We start from the raw sequence: 22,232 nt of genomic DNA on the forward strand, positions 1-22,232 counted from the left end.
CCAGATGGTGCCGATCCGGGCGAAACGCCACCGCCCGCCGGCCACCGCCCGCCGGTCGTCCGGCCAGGACGGACGTTCGCCCTCGGCCGTCCCTGGGTCGGCCGCCCTCCCCGGCCGCCCGCCGGTCGTCCGGCCAGGCCGGCCGCTCGTCCTCGGCCGGACGTCCCGGTCAGCCGCCGGAGGCGGTCAGCCAGACCGGCCGGGACACCAGGTTGACCCGGCTGCCGTCCCGGACCGACACCTCGAACACCTCGATCCGGCCGGACTGGGCGGTCCGCAGCCGGTAGCCGATCGTGAGCCGGTAGTCGCCCCGGCATCCGCTGCCGCAGGTGGCGACGGTGAACGCGGAGGCTATCGGCCGGCCGGCCGCGTCCAGCACCCGGGCGTTGACGGTCGCCTCGAAGACGTCGGCCGTGCCGGTCACGGGGACCGGACTGGTCACGGTGTCGCCGAACGTCGGGGTGGTCACCACGATCGGCGCGAGCAGGTCGGCCAGGTCGGCCCGGTCCAGCGGCGGGGGATCGGGCCGGCCGGCGCGGCGGAATACCACCCGGCCGACGGTGGGGAACTGGGTCAGGCTGTAGACCACCTGCGCCTGGCGCAGCCGTACCGTCGCCGGGTCGCCCGCGTCGAAGCTCGGGCCGACCACCACGGTCTCGACCCGGGCGGTGATGCCGGCGACGGTGAGCCCGGCGGGCACGGTGGTGTCCAGACCGGCGGCTGCCTCCGCCGCCGTGGGGCCGGCGGCCAGCTCCGCCAGGGTGAGTCGGGAGGTGGCCGGGGTGGCCGGCCGGGGGTGCCGGGTGGGTTGCAACCGTCCGGCGTGGACGAACCACAGCTCCACGGCCAGTTCGTCGATCCGGCCCGGCGTCGCGCTGGTGGGGTCGGCCGGGCCGGACCCGTGGGTCGGGTGTGGCCGGGCGGAGGTCGCCGGCAGACTGGGGTCCGGCGCCGACGTTCCGGGCGCCGGACCGGTGGTCGTCGCCGTGGTCGGGCCGCCGGTCGGCGCCGGCCCGAGCGACCCGACCGGTGATCCGCAGCCCGCGGTGGACAGGGCGAGGGCGAGCACCGCGGCGAGCTTCCGGGCCTGCCTCATGCCGGCTCCTCGGTGTCGGCCCCCGGCCGGCCGCCGGGTGGGTCACCAGCCGGGCTGCCGGTTGGTCCGGTGGGTACGGCACCGGCCGGGCTGGCGGGTGGGGCGCCGGGCGGGTGCGTAGCCGGGCCTGCGGGTGGTACGGCCGGCAGGTCGACGCGGACCCGGGTACCGGCGCCGGGCCGGCTGTCCAGGGTGAGGGTGGCGCCGAGCAGCCGGGCGTTCTCCCGGGCGATGGCGAGACCGAGGCCGCTGCCCCGACCACCCCGGGCCGGGTCGACCTTGTAGAAGCGGTCGAACAGGTACGGCAGGTGTCCGGGCGGGATCCCCGGACCGGCGTCGCTGACCGTCACACGCACACCAGTACCGTCAGCGGTCGCGCCGGCGCCATCGCCCCCGTGACCGGCCGCACCACCGCCGGCCGCGCCAGCACCACCGTCGGTGACGGTGACCAGGACGTCCCGGCCGCCGTGCTCGACCGCGTTGGCGATCAGGTTGGCCAGCACCCGTTCCAGCCGGCGCGGGTCGGTCCGCCGGACGGTCCGGTCGGCGCGTACCCGGACCCGGTCCGTCCAGCCCCGGGCCGCGACGATCGACCGGATCAGGGTGGCCAGGTCGACCGGTTCGGTCGCCACCGGCTCCCGGCCGGCGTCCAGCCGGGAGATCTCCATCAGGTCCTCCACCAGGTGGCGCAGCCGGACGGTGTCGCCGACCAGTAGCTCAGCCGGCCGGCGCGCGTCGTCCGGCAGGTCGTCGAGCCGGTCCGCCAGCAGCGCCGCCGCGCCGACCAGCGCGGTGACCGGGGTACGCAGTTCGTGCGCCACGTCCGCGGTGAACCGCCGTTCGCGGTGTCGCGCCGCGGCCAGTGCCGCGCTCTTGCCCTGCAACGCCTCGGCCATCTCGTTGAACGACAGCGCCCACGCGCCGAACTCGTCGGTTCCGGTCACCGGCAGCCGGGTGGACAGCAGCCCTTCGGCGATCGATCGGGCCGCCCGGCTGGCCCGGCCGACCGGTTCGAGGGTCCGCCGGGCGAGGGTGTGCCCGACGGCCCCGGCCAGCAGCAGCGCCAGCAGCCAGCCGGCGAGCAGCGCGTACCGCAGTTGCGCCAGGTCGCGGCGGATCCGGTCCTCGGGGTGGACGACGTACAGCTCGGTGGTGGTCCCGGGAATCCGGCCACCCACCACGAGCTGGTCCGGGAAGCGCTGATAGCCGAGCTGGCCGGTGCCGACCAGGGCGCGCAACCGTGGCGCGAGCGCCGGTCGGACCGCCGGGTTGGACGGTGCCAACCCGGTGGCGGAGGCCAGGATCACGTGCCGACCGCTGCCCTCGAACGATTCGAGCAGGTCGGCGCTGCGTTCCGGGTCCAACGGCGTGAACTGGCCGGCCAGGACCAGCTCGTAGCGCAGATCGGTGGCGGCCTGGTCGAGCGAGTCGGCCAGCCGGGCGTGCTGCACCAGCAGGTACGACCCGAGCGCGAGCACGGCGGCGGAGACGCCGGCGACCAGCACGAACGCGATCGTCAGCCGACGCCGGAACCGGCCGGGCAGGACCCGCCGGGTCCGTGGCCCGGCACCTGCCGCGGCGGAGGTACGGGCCCGGGGCGGACCGCCGGCCGGGGCGGAGGTGCGGGACGCGGCGGGAGGTCCGGCGGGGCCGGACACCGGGGTACGCCTCACCGCTCGGCGAGCCGGTAGCCGACCCCGCGTACCGTCTGGATCAGGTTCGGCTGGGCCGGGTCGGTCTCCACCTTGGCCCGCAACCGCTGGACCGCCACGTCGACCAGCCGGGAGTCACCCAGGTACGGATAGCCCCAGACCCGGTCCAGCAGGAGGTCCCGGGTGAACACCCGACCGGGCCGGCGGGCCAGCTCCAGCAGCAGCCGGAACTCGGTGGCGGTGAGCGCCACCTCCCGGCCGGCGCGGGACACGGTGTACCGGGCCGGGTCGATCGCCAGGTCACCCACCCGCAGCACCGGCTCCTCGACGCTGAGGTTGCCGCGCCGCAGCAGGGCGCGGACCCGGGCCACGAGTTCGGCCGGTTCGAACGGCTTCCGCACGTAGTCGTCGGCGCCGCACTCCAGTCCGGCCACCACGTCGGTGGTGTCGGTGCGGGCGGTGACCATCAGGATCGGTACCGGGCTGGTCCGGCGGATCTCCCGGCAGACCTCCAGCCCGTCCAGGCCCGGCAGCAGCACGTCGAGCACGATCAGGTCGACCCCGCCGCCCCGCCACCGGTCCAGCGCGCCCCGGCCGTCCCCGACCGTGCTCACCCGGAATCCCGACCGGCGCAGGCCCAGCGCGGTGACCTCGCGGATCGACGGATCGTCCTCCACCACCAGCACATGGCCGTCCATGAGGCACGGTAGCGCCGGGCGGGCTGGCGGGACATCGGCCGCCCCGTCAGCCCGTCGCGCCAGCCCGCGTCGTCAGCCCGCCGACCGTCCTACTGCCAGCGGTTGGCGACGTCGAGCACGATCCGGCTGTGGGTTCCCGGACCGGCCAGCACACTCACCCGGAACGGCAGCCGGTCCCGGACGCCGACCGCGAACGTGGTGTACCCCTCGTAGCTGCCGCCGTAGACCACATCCCGCAGCGTGGGGTAGCCCAGCAGGTTCAGCGGATGGTCGCCGGTGGCGGCCGGATAGCGTACGGTCCCGGTGTTCAGGTCGTACGCCGGGACCAGCAGCACCACCTCCAGCACCGCCCCGCCGGCGGTGTACGGCGACAGCGCCAGGCCCTGCCCGCCGGTGTACGCCTCGCCGTAGCGCACCCGGTAGCCGTTCGCGGGTCCGTCGGTCTCGAACACCACCCGGTCGTAGCAGTCCTGCTGCCCGGCGCGTACCTCGATCAGCGGCGCGGTGGCCAGGGCCCCACCGGACCTGTCGGTGCTGCCCCAGGTGATGCCGCAGTACGGTGCCGCCGCGGCGGCCGCCGGAACCGTGCCGGCGGCCAGTCCAGCGGCCAGAACCAGCAGGGCGACAAGTGCTCTTCGGATCCGCATCGCAACCTCCCCATTTCTCGTCCCACCCTCTTGGACACGGACCGGTCTCGGTCCGCTCCTGCGGGTAACGATGGACGGTGCGCGCCACCGGAGCTTCGCCGTCCGGTAACCGTCCCGTAACAGAGGTCGGTCGCCACGACCTGACGGCGCCGCTGTCCGGGTCGGTGGTCCGGTCCCGTTTGCCGAGGTCGAGACCCGGGTACCGGCCGCGGTGACGTCACCAACCCGGGAGGTATCGGATGTCCACCGACGCCATCGTGCTGCTCAGGGACGACCACAAGGAGATCCGCCGGCTGTTCAGGGAGTTCGAGCGGGCGGGGGAGAACGCGACCGCGACCAAGCGGAAGCTGGTGGACCGGATCCTGGAGCTGCTCACCGTCCACACGTACCTGGAGAACGAGTGCATGTATCCGGAGGTCCGCAAGCGGCTTCCGGACCTGGAGGACGACATCCTCGAGTCCTACGAGGAGCACCACGTCGCCGACGTGCTCTGCTTCGAGCTGGCCGGCCTGGAGCCGGCGGACGAGCGGTTCGACGCCAAGGTGACGGTGCTGATCGAGAACGTGACGCACCACATCGAGGAGGAGGAACAGGAGTGGTTCCCCAAGGTCCGCGACGGGCTGGGCCGGGCGGACCTTCAGGAGATCGGCGCGGCCATGCTGGAGCTTCGGGAGAAGGCGCCGCGCACGCCGACCGCGCCCAAGGCGTTGAAGAAGGCCATCGACGCGGTACGCGCGTAGCGGCGCCCCGGTCCGGCCGGGCAGGGCCCCGCGCCGTCGGACGGAGCGGGCTCGGCGCCGTGCTGGCGCGGAGCCCGCTCGACCGTCCCGGCCAGCGACGCTGTCCCGGCCAGCGACGCTGCCCTGCGGTCAGCGGCGGCGGATGGCGGTGGCCTGCCCCCGGGCGTCGACGCCCCGGTCGTCCCGGTTGCCGAACTGGATCAGTTCCGGGCCGGCCTGGCGCAGCGCCCGGCGGGCGAAGACCTGCTGGAACGTGGCGACCCGCTCGGACCGGCCGCGGCCGATGAAGCTGACCGCCCAGTGCAGCACCGCGGTGATCCGGTTCTTGAAGCCCACCAGGTAGAACAGGTGGACAACCAGCCACATCAGCCAGCCGATCAGGCCGCTGAACCGGAGCTTGCCCACGCTGGCGACCGCCGAGAAGCGGGAGATGGTCGCCATGCTGCCCTTGTCGAAGTAGTGGAAGGGCTGCCCGGTCTCCCGGCCGCGCAACCGGCGCTTGATCTGACCGGCGGCGTGCCGGCCGCTCTGGATGGCGACCTGGGCGACGCCGGGCAGCTGGTCCAGGGACATCATGTCGCCCACCGCGAAGATCTCCGGGTGCCCGGGCAGCGAACAGTCCGGGTTGACCTTGATCCGGCCGGCCCGGTCGGTCTCCACCCCCACCGCGTCGGCCAGCTGCCGGGCCAGCGGGGGAGCGGCGACACCGGCCGCCCAGATCTTGGTCATCGACTCGATCCGCTGGTGGCCGCGCGGGGTCTCCACCTCGATGCCGGTGTCGTCGACGCCGACGACCTTGTTGCCGAGTTCCACCTCGACCCCGATCTCGTGGAGCTGGCGGAGCGCCCGGGTGGACAGGTGGTCGCCGAAGCTCGGCAGCACCGCGTCCAGCGCGTCGAGGAGGATCACCCGGGCCCGTCGGGTGTCGATCCGCCGGTACTGCTTGGGCAGTGTGCGGTGGGCCAGCTCGGCGATCTGGCCGGCCATCTCGACACCGGTCGGACCGGCACCGACGACCACGAACGTCAGCCAGCGGTCGATCAGCTCCGGGTCCGACTCCAGCTCCGCCAGCTCGAACGCGCCGAAGATCCGGCCGCGCAGCTCCAGGGCGTCGTCGATGCTCTTCATGCCCGGCGCGTACTCCGAGAACTGGTCGTTGCCGAAGTACGACTGGGAGGCGCCGGCCGCCACGATCAGGCTGTCGTACTCGACCGTGTAGGAGGTGCCGGGCGCTGTGGCGGTCACCGTCTTCGCCTTGACGTCGACCTCGGTGACGGTGCCCAGCAGCACCTCGACGTTGTCCTGGCGCCGCAGGACCTCCCGGATCGGGGGCGCGATCTCGCCCTCGGAAAGGATGCCGGTGGCCACCTGGTAGAGCAGTGGCTGGAAGAGGTGCTGCGCCGTCCCGTTGATCAGCGTGACGTCCACGGGCGCGTTCCGGAGCGCCTTGGTGGCGAAGAGGCCACCGAAACCGGCTCCGACCACGACCACGTGGTGTCGGCGTTCAGCTCTCGCGTTCATCATGATCTCCGGTCCCCGACGATGATCTCCGGTCCCCGATGTCCACGGTCGATCCCCGCTGGCTACGCTCGAACAGTACGACCCGGTTGGCCACCGCGGCACGAAGGTGTATCCCAGGCCACGTGGCGAGCTTGGACACATCCCCGAGGCGGAAATGCCGGGTCATCGCCCGCCGATCCGGAAGGGCCGCCGGCCCAGCGCCCGGCCCGGCCGGATCCAGCCCCGACCGGCCCTGCCACCGGCGGGGTTGCGGGCCGCGATGGCGGCGTTGAGCGCCGTCGCGAAACCGGTCCAGACCACGTACGGCAGCAGCGCCGCCCCGGCCACCGGGTCGGCCCGCCAGGCCCGGCCGACCAGGGTGACGTTGGCCGCGTTCAGCGCCGCGATCTCGGCGAGGGCCAGCCGTGGGCTGCGGGCCCGGAAGAACAGCGCCGTCCATCCCGCGTTGAGGGCCAGGTTGGTGCCGTACGTGCGGGCGAATCTGGTCCGTTCATCCCCGGTTGTCCGGTTCAGCGCCCGAGCGCCGGCGAGCGCGATCAGGCCGTACAGCGGGGTCCAGACCAGTGGAAACGCGGCGGGTGGCGGTTGCCAGCGCGGCTTGTCCAGGGTCCGGTACCACCGGGAGCCCGGGGCGGTGGCGATCGAGCCGGCCACGGCGGTGGCGCCGACCGCCAGGGTGGCACCGAGTGAGGTGGGCATGCGCATACGGGAGTGAGTACCCAGGTGCCGGGCACCCATCCACCGGTCCGCGGGTCGGCCGGGTCACCCGCCCAGCGGCCGGTGCCGCCCGCGCGGGAGCCGCCTCACCGGGCGGGCCGACCGGGCGGGCGGGCCGACCGGGCGGGCCGACCCGACCTGACGGGCCGACGGGCCGACCCGACCTGACGGGCTCAGCGCTTGACGGCCTGGAGCGTGTAGGTGTGCGGCAGCCGCCAGGGCCGGTCGATCAGCCGCCACTCGTCGAACTCGACCTTCTCCATCTGGCCGGGTAACGCCTCCCAGGGCACGCTGTCGTGCTCGACCAGCGCGGTCAGGGTCAGGCCCGCGTCCAGCAGCGCGGTGACGATCTCACCGAGGCCGTGGTTCCACTCCACCGACCGGGTGTTGGTGAAGCTGACGTCGGTGTCCACGTACGTGCCGTCCTCGTCCCAGACGGTGCCCTCGGCCAGTTCGAAGTACGGGTACTCCAGCGGGAGCAGGCCGTCGGGCCGCGGATCGGGCAGCGCAAACAGCACCGGGTGGCCCTCGCGCAGGTGCAGCCGCCCGCCGGGGCGCAGCAGACCGGCGACCACCGTCGCCCAGCGGCGGATGTCAGGCAGCCAGCCCAGCGCGCCGACGCCGGTGTAGACGAGGTCGAATCCACCGGCGCCGAGGGCGTCGACGGCGTCGTAGAGGTCCGACCGGACGTACTCGATCTCGGCGCCGCAGTCGGCGGCCAGCCTGCGGGCCTCGACCAGGGCGGCGGGGGAGAAGTCCAGGCCGGTCATCCGGGCGCCGAGCCGGGCCAGCGACAGGGTGTCGGTGCCGATGTGGCACTGCAGGTGTACGCCGCGCAGCCCGGCGATGTCGCCGAGCCGGTCCCGGTCGAACCGCACCACATGGCTCAGGTGCTCCGGATCCTCGACGAATCGCCGCAGCCCGTAACCGGCCGACGCCGCGTGCGCGGGCGCCCGCTCGTCCCACATCGCCTGGTTGATCACCCGGTAGTCCTCGTCCACGCCGGGCACCCTGCCACACCGGGTGGCGCGCGGCCAGCGGGTTACCCGACAACGCGCGGCCAGTGGGTTCCCCGACAACCGACCGGGTCGCCTCGTCCGGGCCGCACCCCCCGGGGCGGAGCACGGTCCGGCGCGGACCGTCCGGCGCGGAGCACCGTCCGACGCCGCGCGGCGTTCACACGTTCGGGCGGGGTGGTGCGAGCGTGGGCGGTGATACGGTTCCGGTGTCCTGCAGAGCAGTTGGCCAGCGGGTGGAGGTCGCACGGTGGGCGACTCCGGACCGACGTCGATCCCGGCCGGTGGCGGCGCCGACGCCGCCGGTGGCGGATCGGTCGACCCTGACCGGCGGTTCCGCGCGCTGGTCGAAGCCTCGACAGCGATCATCTGGTCCACTTCGGCCGATGGTCGGGTGGTGGAACCGCAGCCGTCGTGGGTGGCGTACACCGGACAGTCCTGGCCGGAGCATGCCGGTGACGGCTGGTCGGCGATGGTGCATCCCGACGACCTGCCCCGGGTCCAGCAGGCCTGGGCCGAGGCGTTGGGCACCGGCGCCCGGGTCTACCGGACCACCTTCCGGATCTGGCACGCGGACAGCGGCAGCTACCGGCACGTGGCCGCCCGCAGCAAGGCGCTGCGGGACGCGGCGGGCGTGATCGTCGAGTGGCTCGGCACCTTCACCGACGTGGAGGACCTGGTCGTCGCGGAGCAGGCGGCCGACCGCACCACCGCGATCAGCGAGGCGTTGCTGGACAGCTCGCCGGTCGGATTCGGCTGGGTGGACACCGAACTGCGCTTCCAGTACGTCAATCCGGCGCTGGCCGCGATCAACGGCCTTTCCGAGATCGAACACCTGGGGCGTACCCCGGCCGAGGTGCTGCCGCTGCTCGGCCGCCGGGTGGCGGAGCTGATGAGCCGTACCCTGGTGGCCGGGCCGATCAGCGGGATCGAGTTCTCGGTGGCCGAGGATGACGACGACGGCGGCCCCGGGGACGGCGGCCCCGACGACGATGGCGGCGCGGGCGCCGGGGACGCCGCCGCGAACCGGGTCCGGCACACGGTGGCCAGCTATTTTCCGATCCGGATCGCCGAGCCGTCGACCCATGCCAGCGGCGCCCGGCCACCGGTGACGATCGGCGTCGGCTTCACGGTCGTCGACGTCACCGAACGCACCCGGCTACGCGAGGCGCTCGGTGCCGAGCGGGCCCGGTTCGAACGGTTGGCCGCCACCGACGTGCTGGCGGTGTTCGGCGGCGAGGGCGAACGGATCACCGAGGCCAACGACGCCTTCCTGACCATGCTCGGCCACCAGCGTGCCGACGTGACCGAGGGCCGACTGACCTGGCGGAACCTCACCCCGCCCGAGTGGGCCGAGGCGGACGGGCGGGCCCTCAAGGAACTGGTCGCCACCGGCCGCGCGCAGGCGTACGCGAAGGAGTACCTGCACCGCGACGGCCATCCGGTGCCGGTGCTGATCGGGGTGGTCGCCCTGGTCCGCAGGCCGTTGCGCTGGCTGGCCTACGCCACCGACCTGACCGCCGAACGGCTGGCCCAGGCGGAACTGCGGCTGTTCCAGGCGCTGGTCGAACGCTCCGGGGACGCCATCGCGGTGGCCGGCCTGGACGGCCAGGTGGTGTACGTCAATCCGGCCGGCCAGGAACTGCTCGGGGTGCCGGCGCCCACGGTCGGCGAGCACCGGCTCACCGACTTCGCGCCGCCGGCCGCGCGCCGGGCCTGGCACGACGAGCTGATCCCCGCCGCGGTCCGGGACGGGCACCGGCGCGCCGAGACCCGACTGGCCAGGGTGGACACCGGTGTCCAGGTCGAAGTGGACCACCAGATGTTCACCGTGACCACCGGACCGGAGCCGGACGCGACCGCATACCTGGCCACCGTGGCGCGGGACATCAGCGAGCGGCAGCGGACGCTGCGCGGGGCACAGGCGTTGGCCCGGTTCGCCGGCGAACTAAGCACGGCACCGGGCCCGGACGAGATCCTGCGGGCCATCGTGGTCCACGCGCGGGCGGTGTTCGCCGCGGCCGAGGTGCGGATCGCGGTGGCCGAACCCGGTCAGCCGACCCTGCACGCTGTCCGCTGCGACGGGTCGACGACGGCGGAATCCGCCGCTCCGGCACCCGGCGCCGCCGTGGCGGAACCGTCGGATACGGCGTCCGGCGCCGCCGTGGCGGAACCGTCGGATACGGCGTCCGGCGCCGCTGTGGCGGATACGGCGTCCGGCGCCGCCGTCGTACACGAGCGGCTGGACCTCGACGCCGACCTGCCGCTGGCCGAGGCGATCCGCGACAACCGGGTCCGTCCGGTGGCCGACCCCGGACCCGCCCACGGCCCGGACCCGGTGCTGATCCGGGAGATCAGCGTTCCGCTGCACCACGGCGACGGCACGCCCCTGGGCGCCATGCAGGTCTGCTGGCGCGGCCCGGTCCGGCGCGACCACGTGCTGGACAGCCTGTTGACCACGGTGGCCGGCTTCGCGAGCCAGTCGCTGCAACGGGCCGAGCTGATCCGGTCGACCCGGGCCATGGCCGACCTCGCGGCCCGGCTCAGCGTCGCCCGGACCATGCCGGAGGCGATTGAGGCCGTCCTCGCCGCCGTACCACCGGTGCTCGGCGCCGTCGCACCCGGCCTGCTGCTCCGGGAGAACGGGCGGCGGATCCGGCTGTATTACCCGGACCCGCCGCACCCGTGGGCCGAACGGTACCGGGACCTGACGCCGGACGACCCCCGCCCGATCACCGAGTGCCTGCGTACCGGTGAGCGGATCCTGCTGCCCGACCGGGAGGCGTTCCGGCAGCGGTATCCGGGCCTGGTGGACACCGCCGCCGACAACGGCATGGTCACCACCGTGGCGTTGCCGCTGCTGGACGTGCGCCGACGACCGATCGCGGCGCTCGGCCTCGGCTGGTCCCGGGCCCGACCCTTCCGGGCCACCGACCTGGCCGTTCTGGACACCATCGCCGACCTCTGCGAGCAGGCGCTGGAGCGGGTCCGGCTGGCCACCGCCGAGCACGACCTGGTCAGCCGGCTGGCCGGCCGGTTGTTCGACACCCTGGGCGAGCCGCCGGCGGGCCTGGACGTCGCGGTGCGGTACCGGCCGGCGATGACCGGCCTGAACCTCGGCGGCGACTGGTACGACCTGATCCCCGTCGAGGGCGATCGGCTGGCCGTGGTGGTCGGGGACGTGGTCGGGCACCAGGTGGAGGCGGCGGCCGACATGGCCCAGCTACGGACGGTGGTACGCACCCTGATCCGGCTCGGCGTCCCGCTGGGCGAGCTGTTCGGGCGGGTCACCACCCTGCTCGGCCGGGCGTTCCTGGGCACCTGCCTGGTCATGCTGGTGGATCCGGCCGACCGGCGGGTCGAACTGGTCCGGGCCGGACACCCCCATCCGCTGCACCTGCGCCGCAGTGGCGGGATCGTGCCGGTGTCGACCGCCCGCGCCCTGCCGTTCGGCCTGGTCGACGAGACGATCCCGGTGACGGTGCTGACCGTGGGCCCGGGGGACCTGCTGGTGGCGTTCACCGACGGGCTGGTGGAGCGCCGCCAGCACGAGTACCCGGACGGGGCGGCCGAACTCGCCGCGGTGTTGACGGAGGCGGCCGGCGGGAGCGCGGAGACGGTGGCCGCCGCCGTGATGGACCGGCTGCCGGCGACCGACGACGACCAGGCGCTGGTCATCCTGCGGTTCCCGGACTGACCCGTACCGGCCCGGCCACCCGTACGGCCCCACGGCCGCCCGGATCGACCTGGCCGCCCGTACCGCCCCGGCCGCCGGTATCGGCGTGGCCGTCCGTATCGGCCCTGATCGCGTGGTGTCGGTCCGGTCGCGTGGGTCGGTCCGGTCGCGTGAAAAGCCCGTCAAGAAACGGTGGACCGCCGTCATGGTCGCGTTATGGAGCCTGTCCGGGGGCGGATCCGGGCGGTTTGCTTACCCGGCGCGACCGATCACGGTCGCCGAGACAGATCCGCACGGAGGAGTCAGCGTGCCTGACGTGATGTTCGTACTGGTGACGGTGGCGCTGTTCGCGGCACTCACCCTCGTGGTGCGAGGGGTGGAGAAGCTGTGAACGCCGTCAACGCCGTCGGGCTGGCCGTGGCCGTTGGCCTGGGCGTCCTCATGGTCGTCGCCCTGCTGTTCCCGGAGCGGTTCTGATGACCACGACCACAGCCGGGGTGGTCTTCGGGCTGACCCTGGTCGCCGCGCTGGCCGCCGGCTACCGGCCGATCGGCGACCACCTGTACCGGACGGTGGCCAGCAGCCGGCACAGCCGGTTGGAACGAGGGATCTACCGCCTGGTCGGAGTGAACCCGGCGGCCGAGCAGACCTGGGGGGTCTACGCCCGGGCCGTGCTGGCCTTCTCCGCGGTCTCGGTGCTGTTCCTCTACGCCTTCCAACGGTTGCAGAACCACCTCTGGCTGTCTCTGGGCCACCCCGCGGTGGTGCCGCACGGCGCCTGGAACACGGCGGTGTCGTTCGTGACCAACACCAACTGGCAGTGGTACGCCGGCGAGTCGACGATGGGCCACCTGGTGCAGATGGCCGGGCTGGCGGTGCAGAACTTCGCCTCGGCCGCCGTCGGCATCGCCGTGGTGGTGGCGCTGATCCGCGGGTTCGCCCGGAGCCGCACCGGTGACCTGGGCAACTTCTGGGTGGACCTGACCCGGATCACCGTGCGGGTCCTGCTGCCGATCTCGGTGCTCGGCGCGGTGGCGCTGATGCTCGGCGGGGCGGTGCAGAACCTCTCCGGCGGTGTCGATGTCACCGCGCTGACCGGCGGCACCCAGCACCTCACCGGCGGGCCGGTGGCCAGCCAGGAGGCGATCAAGGAACTGGGCACCAACGGCGGTGGCTTCTACAACGCCAACAGCGCCCACCCCTTCGAGAACCCGACCGGCTGGACCAACTGGTTCCAGATCTACCTGCTCCTGCTGATCCCGGTCAGCCTGCCCCGGGTCTTCGGCCGGATGGTCGGGCAGAACCGGCAGGGGTACGCGATCCTCGCCGTGATGGCGGTGCTGGCCCTCGGCGGTGTGGCGCTGACCAACGGTTTCGAACTGGCCGGGCACGGCACCGTTCCACAGGCGGTGGGCGCGGCGCTGGAGGGCAAGGAGATCCGGTTCGGTGTGTCGGACTCGGCCACCTTCGCCGCCGCGACGACCCTGACCTCGACCGGCGCGGTGGACTCGTTCCACGACTCGTACACCGCCCTCGGCGGCATGATGACGCTGGGCAACATGATGCTCGGCGAGGTCGCGCCGGGCGGCACCGGCTCCGGCCTGTACGGCATGCTGGTCCTCGCGGTGATCACCGTGTTCGTCGCCGGGCTGATGGTCGGCCGCACCCCCGAGTACGTGGGCAAGAAGATCGGCTCCCGGGAGATCAAGTTCGCCTCGCTGTATCTCCTGGTCACCCCGGCGCTGGTCCTCGGCGGTACCGCGGCGGCGTTCGCCACCGGCCACAACGCGACCGCGCTCAACGCCGGGCCGCACGGCCTGTCCGAGGTGCTGTACGCGTTCACGTCGGCCGGCAACAACAACGGCTCGGCCTTCGCCGGCATCACGGTGAACACCCCGTGGTGGAACACGGCGCTGGGGCTGTGCATGCTGCTCGGCCGGTTTCTGCCGATCATCCTCGTACTGGCCCTGGCCGGGTCACTGGCCCGGCAGACCCCCACGCCCCCCTCCGCGGGCACCCTGGCGACCCACCGGCCGCTGTTCGTGGGGATGGTCGCCGGGGTCACGGTGATCCTCGTGGCGCTGACCTTCCTGCCCGCCCTCGCGCTCGGCCCGCTCGCGGAAGGGCTGTGACCACCATGAAGGAACAGTTGATCAGGTCGCTGCCCGACGCACTGCGCAAGCTGGACCCGCGGGTGCTGTGGCGCAACCCGGTGATGCTGATCGTCGAGATAGGCGCTGTCTTCACCACCGTGCTCGCCGGGGCGGACCCGTCGGTGTTCGGTCTCGCGATCACCGGTTGGCTCTGGCTCACGGTGATCTTCGCGAACCTGGCCGAGGCGGTGGCCGAGGGTCGGGGCAAGGCGCAGGCCGCCACCCTGCGGCAGGCCAGGAAGGGCACCGTCGCCACCCGGCTGCTCGGTTGGACCCCCGGGGCCGCGCCGCACGCCTACCGCGACGAGGCGGTCGCGGCGTCCGACCTGAGGCAGGGTGACATCGTTCTGGTCGAGGCCGGCCGGATCATCCCGGGCGACGGTGACGTCGTCGAGGGCATCGCCAGCGTGGACGAGTCGGCGATCACCGGCGAATCCGCTCCGGTGATCCGGGAGTCCGGTGGCGACCGCAGCGCGGTCACCGCCGGTACCCGGGTGCTCTCCGACCGGATCGTCGTACGGATCACCCAGAAGCCCGGGGAGAGTTTCCTCGACCGGATGATCGCCCTGGTGGAGGGGGCGAACCGGCAGAAGACCCCGAACGAGATCGCGCTGAACATCCTGCTGGCCGCGCTCACGGTCGTCTTTCTGCTCGCGGTGGTGACGCTTCAGCCGCTGGCCATCTTCGCCAAGGGCTACCAGGCCGCCGCCCCGGACTCCGGGGCGATCACCGACTCCGGCGTCACCGGGGTGGTGCTGGCGTCGCTGCTGGTCTGCCTGATCCCGACCACCATCGGCGCGCTGCTGTCCGCGATCGGTATCGCCGGGATGGACCGGTTGGTGCAGCGCAACGTGCTGGCGATGAGTGGCCGGGCCGTCGAGGCTGCGGGCGACGTCAACACCCTGCTGCTGGACAAGACCGGCACGATCACCCTGGGCAACCGGCAGGCCGCCGAGTTCCTGCCGGCCGACGGGGTGGACCCGGCGACCGTCGCGGGCGCGGCCCAACTGTCCAGCCTGGCCGACGAGACGCCCGAGGGGCGCTCGGTGGTGGTGCTGGCGAAGAACGAGTTCGGGCTGCGGGAGCGTGAGCCGGGGCTGATCTCGCACGCCACGTTCGTGCCGTTCACCGCGCAGACCCGGATGAGCGGCGTCGACCTGGGTGCCGACGCGAGCGGCGGGGGCACGTCCGGGCCGCACCGTCGGATCCGAAAGGGTGCCGCCAGCGCGGTGCTCAGCTGGGTACGGGAGAACGGCGGCCACCCCACCGAGCAGGTCGGGCGGATCGTCGACGAGATCAGCGGCGTCGGCGGCACCCCGCTGGTGGTCGCCGAGCACGTCGACGGGGAACCGGCCCGGGCGCTCGGCGTGATCCACCTGAAGGACGTGGTCAAATCCGGGATGCGGGAGCGGTTCGCCGAGATGCGCCGGATGGGCATCCGGACCGTCATGATCACCGGCGACAACCCGCGTACCGCGAAGGCCATCGCCGACGAGGCCGGGGTGGACGACTTCCTCGCCGAGGCCACCCCCGAGGACAAGCTCGCGCTGATCCGCCGGGAACAGGAGGGCGGCCGGCTGGTCGCGATGACCGGGGACGGCACCAACGACGCTCCGGCGCTCGCCCAGGCCGACGTCGGGGTGGCGATGAACACCGGCACGTCGGCGGCCAAGGAGGCCGGCAACATGGTCGACCTCGACTCCGACCCGACCAAGCTGATCGAGATCGTCGAGATCGGCAAGCAGTTGCTGATCACCCGGGGCGCGCTGACCACGTTCAGCATCGCCAACGACGTGGCGAAGTACTTCGCGATCATCCCGGCCATGTTCGCCGGGCTCTATCCGGGCCTGGCCGTCCTCAACGTGATGCGACTGGCCAGTCCGGAGTCGGCGATCCTCTCGGCGGTCATCTTCAACGCGCTGGTGATCATCGCGCTGATCCCACTCGCCCTGCGTGGCGTGCGCTACCGACCGGCCGGCGCCGCCGAACTGCTGCGCCGCAACCTGTGGCGCTACGGACTCGGCGGGATCGTCGTGCCGTTCGTCGGCATCAAGCTCATCGACCTGCTCGTCCAACTCGTCCCGGGGATCTCGTGATGCGCCTACCCAGTTGGCTGGCCCGGCACCTGGCCGCGCTACGTGTGCTGCTCGTCTTCACCGTGCTGCTCGGCGTCGCCTACCCGCTCGCCCTGGTGGCGGCGGGCCGGCTCCCCGGCCTGGAGCACCGCGCCGCCGGCTCGCTGGTCACGGCCGACGGCCGGACCGTCGGCAGCGCCCTGATCGGCCAGTCGTTCACCGACGGCGCCGGTCGACCGGTTCCCGGCTACTTCCAGTCCCGTCCCTCGGCGGCCGGCGTCGGCTACGATCCCACCGCGACGGCGGCCAGCAACCTCGGCCCGGAGAACGTCGTGGACGGCCTCGCCGCCGAACCCGACCACACCAGGCCCAGCCTGCTCAGCCAGGTGTGCCGGCGCAGCCAGGAGGTCGGTGAGCTGAACGGGGTGGACGGGCGGCGCCCGTACTGCACGTCCGACGGGGTGGGCGCGGTGCTCGCCGTGTTCCACCGCGCCGGGCTGACCGGACCGGTCACCCGGGTGGTCAGTGTCAACCAGGTCGCTCCGGCCCGGCCGTTCCTGGCCACCTGGCAGGGCGTCGTGGTCGAGCTGGCCCAGCCCGGCCACGACTACGTCGCCGAGGGTGGGCTGATCACCCCCGTACGTGGCGACGCGCCGGCCCGGTCCGCCGTACCCGCCGACGCGGTCACCGCCAGCGGCAGCGGCCTCGACCCGGACATCTCCCCGGCGTACGCGGAGATCCAGGTGGCTCGGGTGGCGCGGGAGCGGCACGCGGACCCGGACCGGATCCGTGCCGTGGTCCACGCGCACACCACCGGGCCGGCGCTCGGGTTCCTGGGCGCTCCCACGGTCGACGTGCTGGAGTTGAACGTCGCGCTCGACCGTGGGTTCCCGCTCGGATAAGGCGTTAAGAGGGGCCCCTTGCTATACAGAAAGCGATAACAGGGGGCCCTTCCTTCCCGGAAGGATGGGGTCGTGGCCGGTGGGGAACTGCGCATCTATCTCGGCGCCGCACCTGGCGTCGGCAAGACCTACGCCATGCTCGAGGAGGCCCGGCGGCGCGCCGAACGGGGCACGGACGTGGTGATCGGCCTGGTCGAGACGCACGGCCGGCCGCACACCGCGGCCATGGTCGGCGACCTGGAGATCGTGCCCCGCCGGACGTTGACCCACCGGGGCGCCGAGTTCGCGGAGCTGGACCTCGACGCCCTGCTGGCCCGCCGTCCCGAGGTGGCCGTGGTCGACGAACTCGCCCACACCAACGTTCCGGGCAGCCGCAACCGCAAGCGCTGGCAGGACGTCCAGGAGTTGGTCGACGCCGGGATCTGCGTGCTGTCCACGGTCAACATCCAGCACCTCGAATCGCTGAACGACGTGGTCGCCCAGATCACCGGCACGGCACAGCGGGAGACCGTGCCCGACCAGGTGGTTCGGGCCGCCGGTCAGGTCGAGCTGGTGGACATGACCCCGGAGGCGCTGCGTCGCCGGATGGCGCACGGCAACATCTACCGGCCCGACCGGATCGACGCCGCGCTCGGCCACTACTTCCGGATCGGCAACCTCACGGCACTGCGCGAACTCGCCCTGCTCTGGCTCGCCGACAAGGTCGACGAGCAGCTCGACGACTACCGCCACCAGCAGGGCATCTCCGAGACCTGGGAGGCCCGCGAGCGGGTCATCGTGGCGCTCACCGGCGGACCCGAAGGGGACACCCTGATCCGGCGGGCCGCCCGGATCGCCGCCCGCAGCAAGGGCGCCGACCTGCTGGCCGTACACGTGACCCGCAGCGACGGCCTCGCCGGTGCGGACCCGGCCCAGCTCGCCCGGCAGCGGGTCCTGATGGAAAGCCTCGGCGGCACCTACCACCAGGTCCTCGGCGCCGACGTGCCGGCCGCGTTGCTCGACTTCGCCCGTGGCGTCAACGCCACCCAGCTGGTCCTGGGAGCCAGCCGTCGCGGCCGGCTCGCCCGGCTGCTGACCAGGGGCGTCGGCGTCACCACCATCGCGCTGTCCGGCCCGATCGACGTCCACCTCGTGTCCCACCCGCAGGCCGGCCGGGGCCGGTGGGCGGTCAGGGTGCCGGCCGCGCTGTCCCGGCGGCGCCGGCTGCTCGGGTTCACCCTCGCCGGGCTCGGTGTGCCGCTGTTCGCCCTGCTGCTGTGGGCGCTGCCCGACCTGACGCTGACCAACGACATCCTGCTGGTCCTCGCCGCCGTCGTGGGCGTCGCGCTGGTCGGCGGGCGATGGCCCGCGTTGCTCGCGGCGCTGGGCGGTTCCCTGCTGCTCAACTGGTTCTTCACCCCGCCCTACTACACGCTGACCATCGCGGAGGCGGACAACCTTCTCGCGCTGGCCGTCTTCATCGGCGTCGCGGTGGCGGTGAGCTGGGTCGTCGATGTCGCCGCCCGGCGTACCCGGGAGGCCGCCCGCGCCGCCGCGGAGGCGCAGACCCTGGCCACCGTGGCCGGTGGCGTGCTGCGGGGCGAGCGGCCGCTGCCCGCCCTGCTGGATCGGCTCCGGGAGACCTTCGCGCTCCGCGCGGTCAGCGTCCTCGAACTCACCGCCGACGGCCGGGGCCGGCCGGGCCGGGCCGGCGAGGACCGCGCCTGGGCGGTGGCCGCCAGCGTCGGCGACGCGCCGGCCACCAGCCCCGGCGCGGGGGAGACCGTGGTACCCGTCGACGAACGCCTGGCCGTGGTGCTGTCCGGCCGGCGGCTGGAGGCCGCCGACCGGCGGGTCGTGGAGGCGTTCGCCGCCCAGGCCGCCGTGGCGCTGCGGCAGGAGCGGCTCGCGGCGGAGGCCGCCGCCGCCCGGCCGTTGGCGGAGGCCGATCGGATGCGCACCGCCCTGCTCGCGGCGGTCAGTCACGACCTGCGGACCCCCCTGGCCTCGGCCAAGGCGGCGGTGAGCAGCCTGCGCAGCCCCGACGTGGAGTTCGACGCCGACGACCGGGCCGAGCTGCTGGCCACCGCGGACGAGTCGCTGGATCGGCTCGGCCGGCTGGTGGCCAACCTGCTGGACATGAGCCGGTTGCAGGCCGGCGCGCTCGGTGTCCATCCCACCGTGCTCTGGCTGGAGGACGTGGTACCCCGGGCACTGGACGAACTCGGTCCCGCCGCGGCCGACGTCCACACCGCCATTCCCGCCGACCTGCCGGCCGCGCATGCCGACCCGGGTCTGTTGGAGCGGGTGCTGGTCAACATCGTGGCCAACGCGCTGCGGTACAGCCCGGTCGGGCAGCCGCCCACGATCACCGCCAGCAGCCACGCCGGTCAGGTCGAACTGCGGGTCATCGACACCGGCCCGGGAATCCCCGAGGACCAGTGGGATCAGGTGTTCCTGCCGTTCCAGCGGCTCGGCGACCGGGACAACACCATCGGGGTCGGTCTCGGTCTCGCGCTGTCCCGCGGCCTGGCCGAGGCCATGGGCGGCAGCATCGCTCCCGAGACCACGCCGGGTGGGGGACTGACCATGGTGCTGCGGCTGCCCGCCGCCGGACGACCGGCCCGCAAGGGACCACCGGCATGACCCGGATCCTGGTCGTCGACGACGAACCCCAGATCCTGCGCGCCCTGCGGATCAACCTGCGCGCCCGTGGCTACGACGTCGCGGTGGCCGCCACCGGCGCCGAGGCGCTCAGGGTCGCCGCCAGCCACCCGCCCGACCTCGTGGTGCTCGACCTCGGCCTGCCGGACCTCGACGGCGTCGAGGTCATCGGCGGGCTGCGCGGCTGGACCGCCGTACCCATCATCGTGCTCTCGGGCCGGGCCGGCAGCCACGACAAGGTCGCCGCGCTCGACGCCGGCGCCGACGACTACGTCACCAAACCGTTCGGGATCGACGAACTCCTCGCCCGGGTCCGCGCCGTCACCCGCCGGCTGGCGACCACCGCCGACGCCGTGCCGCCAACCGCGACCGCCCGGGTCGGCCGGCACACGGTCGACCTGGCCGACCGGGTCGTCACCCGGGACGACGGTGCCGAGGTCCGGCTCACCCCCACCCAGTGGGCGATGCTCGACAAGCTGCTGCGGCACCCGGGGAAGCTGGTCAGCCAGCGACAGCTGCTGCGCGACGTGTGGGGGCCGGAGTACCAGAACGAGACGAACTACCTGCGGCAGTACATGGCTCAGCTGCGGCGGAAGCTCGAGGACGACCCGGCCCGCCCCCGTCACCTGATCACCGAACCCGGGATGGGTTACCGCTACCGACCCTGATCCCCTCGGCTGCGGGCGATCGCGACGCAGCGCTGGTCGTGGCACGGTGCCCGTGGCCGGGCTGTGGATTCGCAGCGGATCCGCAGCCCATCTGTGGCGGCCGATGGGACGCTCCGGAGGACGCCGACCCCGGGTGAGGACCATGATCAGCGCCGACGCCGCCACCCCGTACGCCCACGACCCGGTCAGCCGGGCGCTGGGCATCGTGCTCGACGCAGCCGCCCCGGGCCGGGCGCGGGTACGGATGCGGGTCACCGAGGACATGGCGAACACCCACGGCATCACCCACGGCGGGTACGTCTTCCTACTGGCCGACACCGCCTTCGGCTACGCCGCCAACGCGGCCGGCCCGGTCGCGCTCGCGCAGGGCGCCCAGGTCACCTTTCTGCGCCCGGTGCCGATCGGCGTCGAACTGGTCGCCGAGGCGGTCGAGCGGTCCCGGTCCGGCCCGAACGGCATCTACGACGTCACGGTCACCCGGGCCGGCGGTGAGGTGGTGGCCGAGCTACGCGGCCACAGCGTCGAGCTGGCCCGGCGGACCCCCGGGGAGCCGCGATGAGCCGCGCGGTTCCGAATCCGCCCACCCGACCAACCGCAGGAGTGAACGACGATGGCCGACTTCCTGACCGCCGCCCTGGACGACGCGCAACTGGCCCGGGTCCGGCGGCTGCTGGCCGATCTGAGGTCGGTGCCGGCGCTCGCCGACCGGTACGCCGACGTCGCCCGACTGGACTCCCTGGCCGACCTGGCCGACGTGCCGGTGCTGCGCAAGGATGACCTGCAGGTCGCCCTCGCGCACCTGCGTCCGCGCGCCGAGGACGCCACGACCTGGGTGTTCCAGAGCGGCGGCAGCACCGGAGCCCCGCAGGTCGGGTACGCGCCGACCGGCCTCTACATGCGCGAGGTGTACGAGCACTGGCAGCCGCTGGGCCGGGACGACGTGTTCGTGAACGGCTGGAGCGCGGGCAAGATGTGGGGCGCGCACTTCCTGGTCAACGCCTACGTCGACCACGCGAAGTGCACCGCCATGAACGTCGGCGCGCTGACCTCGGACGAGTACGACGCCTGGCTGGAGTTCTTCGCCAACCGTGGGGTGACCGCCATCGGTGGCACCCCCAGCGTGCTGGCGCTGCTGTTCCGGCACGCCGCCGACAGCGGCGCCAAGCTGCCCGAACTGCGCTCGGTGCTCTGGCTCGGTGAGGGCTGGGATCCCGGGCTCGACGACGACATCCGGGCCGTCGCCCCGCAGGCCCGCCGATGGGGCATGTTCGGCAGCACCGAGACCTGGGTGCTGGCCACCAACACCCCGGACTGCGCGGCGGACACCTGGCATCCGCTGCCGTCCCAACTGATCGGCGTGGGCGAGGACGAGATGCTGGACTTCACCTCGCTGAACCCGAGCGGCCTGAACCCGGTGCTGCGGTACCGCACCGGCGACGCGGGCGAGTTCGTCGCCTGTTCCTGCGGCCGGCCGGACCGGGCGGTGCGGGTGTTCGGTCGCCGCGACGGCTTGGTCAAGTTCCGTGGGCACCTGCTGAACGTCGCGGACCTGGTCGGCGACGTGACCGCACTGGCCGGGGTGGCCCGGGCGCAGCTGCTGGTCAAGGAGTTCTCCGACGCGGGCAGCGTGCTGGAGGTGCTGGTGCAGCCGGCCCGGGACGGCGGGCCGGAGCTGGCCGAGCGGGTCCGGACGCACATCCTCGGTGCCGGATTCGGCCCGAGCATCGTCTTCCAGCGCAACCCGGGGGCCCTGGAGGTCAGCCTGGTCGACGCGCTGATCGCCAACGAGCGCACCGGCAAGGTGGGCAACCTGGTGGTCCGCCGGATCCGCTGAGACCGAGCGGGCCGGCTCCGGGGAAGCCGTTTCCGGCCCGGCCCGGGAAGCCGGGCCGCCGCCAGCGCGATCCGGACGCGGGGGGGGGGGGGGGGGGGGAACACCCCCCCTACCCCACCTCCCCAACCAGCCCTCCCCTCCGACGAGAGTACGGCAGCCACTGCCCCCCCCGCACACCCCCCTACTACTTCCCC

Annotated in this window: 18 protein-coding genes; 11 read left to right on the forward strand and 7 right to left on the reverse strand. The window is 73.4% G+C overall.

Features of this window, described 5'->3' with window-relative positions; genetic code table 11:
* Nucleotides 1-169: 169 nt before the first annotated feature.
* The 4 genes from ACXN5W_RS24715 to ACXN5W_RS24730 form a co-directional block, all read right to left on the reverse strand.
* Complete coding sequence (locus tag ACXN5W_RS24715) at nt 170-1,096, reverse strand: Gmad2 immunoglobulin-like domain-containing protein (protein ID WP_473160758.1); 927 nt, start codon at nt 1,094-1,096, stop codon at nt 170-172.
* Nucleotides 1,093-2,754 carry an ATP-binding protein gene (locus ACXN5W_RS24720; protein WP_473160759.1) on the reverse strand — a complete coding sequence of 554 codons (1,662 nt, stop codon included), beginning with the start codon at nt 2,752-2,754 and terminating at the stop codon, nt 1,093-1,095. The genes ACXN5W_RS24715 and ACXN5W_RS24720 overlap by 4 nt, the downstream gene beginning before the upstream one ends.
* Nucleotides 2,755-2,765: 11 nt before the next feature.
* Nucleotides 2,766-3,446 (reverse strand): response regulator, encoded by a 681-nt coding sequence (locus ACXN5W_RS24725; RefSeq protein WP_473160760.1) that lies wholly within the window; start codon nt 3,444-3,446, stop codon nt 2,766-2,768.
* Nucleotides 3,447-3,535: 89 nt separating this feature from the next.
* A complete protein-coding gene (locus tag ACXN5W_RS24730; protein WP_473160761.1) occupies nt 3,536-4,093 on the reverse strand; it encodes an AMIN-like domain-containing (lipo)protein in 558 nt (185 codons plus the stop codon).
* Between the two features lie 239 nt (nt 4,094-4,332).
* Here ACXN5W_RS24730 and ACXN5W_RS24735 point away from each other — a divergent pair, with 239 nt between their 5' ends.
* Nucleotides 4,333-4,833 (forward strand): hemerythrin domain-containing protein, encoded by a 501-nt coding sequence (locus ACXN5W_RS24735; RefSeq protein ID WP_473160762.1) that lies wholly within the window; start codon nt 4,333-4,335, stop codon nt 4,831-4,833.
* A gap of 129 nt (nt 4,834-4,962) precedes the next feature.
* Here ACXN5W_RS24735 and ACXN5W_RS24740 read toward each other — a convergent pair whose 3' ends face one another.
* The 3 genes from ACXN5W_RS24740 to ACXN5W_RS24750 all read right to left on the reverse strand — a co-directional run bounded on the left by ACXN5W_RS24740 (nt 4,963) and on the right by ACXN5W_RS24750 (nt 8,072).
* On the reverse strand, nt 4,963-6,354 hold the full coding sequence (locus ACXN5W_RS24740) for an NAD(P)/FAD-dependent oxidoreductase (protein WP_473160763.1): 1,392 nt from the start codon (nt 6,352-6,354) through the stop codon (nt 4,963-4,965).
* A gap of 162 nt (nt 6,355-6,516) precedes the next feature.
* Nucleotides 6,517-7,053, reverse strand: coding sequence for a TspO/MBR family protein (locus ACXN5W_RS24745; RefSeq protein WP_473160764.1), 537 nt, complete (start codon nt 7,051-7,053; stop codon nt 6,517-6,519).
* A 191-nt stretch (nt 7,054-7,244) separates the two neighbouring features.
* On the reverse strand, nt 7,245-8,072 hold the full coding sequence (locus ACXN5W_RS24750; protein ID WP_473160765.1) for a class I SAM-dependent methyltransferase: 828 nt from the start codon (nt 8,070-8,072) through the stop codon (nt 7,245-7,247).
* Nucleotides 8,073-8,337: 265 nt separating this feature from the next.
* Here ACXN5W_RS24750 and ACXN5W_RS24755 point away from each other — a divergent pair, with 265 nt between their 5' ends.
* From ACXN5W_RS24755 to ACXN5W_RS24800, 10 genes are all read left to right on the forward strand, one after another.
* Complete coding sequence (locus ACXN5W_RS24755; protein ID WP_473160766.1) at nt 8,338-11,784, forward strand: SpoIIE family protein phosphatase; 3,447 nt, start codon at nt 8,338-8,340, stop codon at nt 11,782-11,784.
* Nucleotides 11,785-11,968: 184 nt separating this feature from the next.
* Entirely contained in the window at nt 11,969-12,154 is a 186-nt protein-coding gene (locus ACXN5W_RS24760; RefSeq protein ID WP_473160767.1) for a hypothetical protein, read from the forward strand.
* Nucleotides 12,151-12,240, forward strand: coding sequence for a K(+)-transporting ATPase subunit F (gene kdpF, locus ACXN5W_RS24765; protein WP_473160768.1), 90 nt, complete (start codon nt 12,151-12,153; stop codon nt 12,238-12,240). The genes ACXN5W_RS24760 and kdpF overlap by 4 nt, the downstream gene beginning before the upstream one ends.
* Nucleotides 12,240-13,895, forward strand: a complete 1,656-nt coding sequence (kdpA, locus tag ACXN5W_RS24770) for a potassium-transporting ATPase subunit KdpA (protein WP_473160769.1) — start codon at nt 12,240-12,242, stop codon at nt 13,893-13,895. Before kdpF ends, kdpA begins: the two co-directional genes overlap by 1 nt.
* A 5-nt stretch (nt 13,896-13,900) precedes the next feature.
* Nucleotides 13,901-16,012 carry a potassium-transporting ATPase subunit KdpB gene (gene kdpB, locus ACXN5W_RS24775; protein ID WP_473160775.1) on the forward strand — a complete coding sequence of 704 codons (2,112 nt, stop codon included), beginning with the start codon at nt 13,901-13,903 and terminating at the stop codon, nt 16,010-16,012.
* The gene (locus tag ACXN5W_RS24780; protein ID WP_473160770.1) at nt 16,012-16,893 is read left to right on the forward strand and encodes a potassium-transporting ATPase subunit C; all 882 of its coding nucleotides are present in this window, start codon (nt 16,012-16,014) and stop codon (nt 16,891-16,893) included. Before kdpB ends, ACXN5W_RS24780 begins: the two co-directional genes overlap by 1 nt.
* Before the next feature lie 72 nt (nt 16,894-16,965).
* Complete coding sequence (locus ACXN5W_RS24785; protein WP_473160771.1) at nt 16,966-19,518, forward strand: DUF4118 domain-containing protein; 2,553 nt, start codon at nt 16,966-16,968, stop codon at nt 19,516-19,518.
* Nucleotides 19,515-20,204, forward strand: a complete 690-nt coding sequence (locus ACXN5W_RS24790; RefSeq protein WP_473160772.1) for a response regulator — start codon at nt 19,515-19,517, stop codon at nt 20,202-20,204. Before ACXN5W_RS24785 ends, ACXN5W_RS24790 begins: the two co-directional genes overlap by 4 nt.
* A gap of 142 nt (nt 20,205-20,346) precedes the next feature.
* The gene (gene paaI, locus ACXN5W_RS24795; RefSeq protein ID WP_473160773.1) at nt 20,347-20,763 is read left to right on the forward strand and encodes a hydroxyphenylacetyl-CoA thioesterase PaaI; all 417 of its coding nucleotides are present in this window, start codon (nt 20,347-20,349) and stop codon (nt 20,761-20,763) included.
* Between the two features lie 51 nt (nt 20,764-20,814).
* On the forward strand, nt 20,815-22,038 hold the full coding sequence (locus ACXN5W_RS24800; RefSeq protein WP_473160774.1) for a phenylacetate--CoA ligase family protein: 1,224 nt from the start codon (nt 20,815-20,817) through the stop codon (nt 22,036-22,038).
* Nucleotides 22,039-22,232: the final 194 nt, after the last annotated feature.

It is taken from the genome of Plantactinospora sp. A48, from assembly GCF_055793945.1.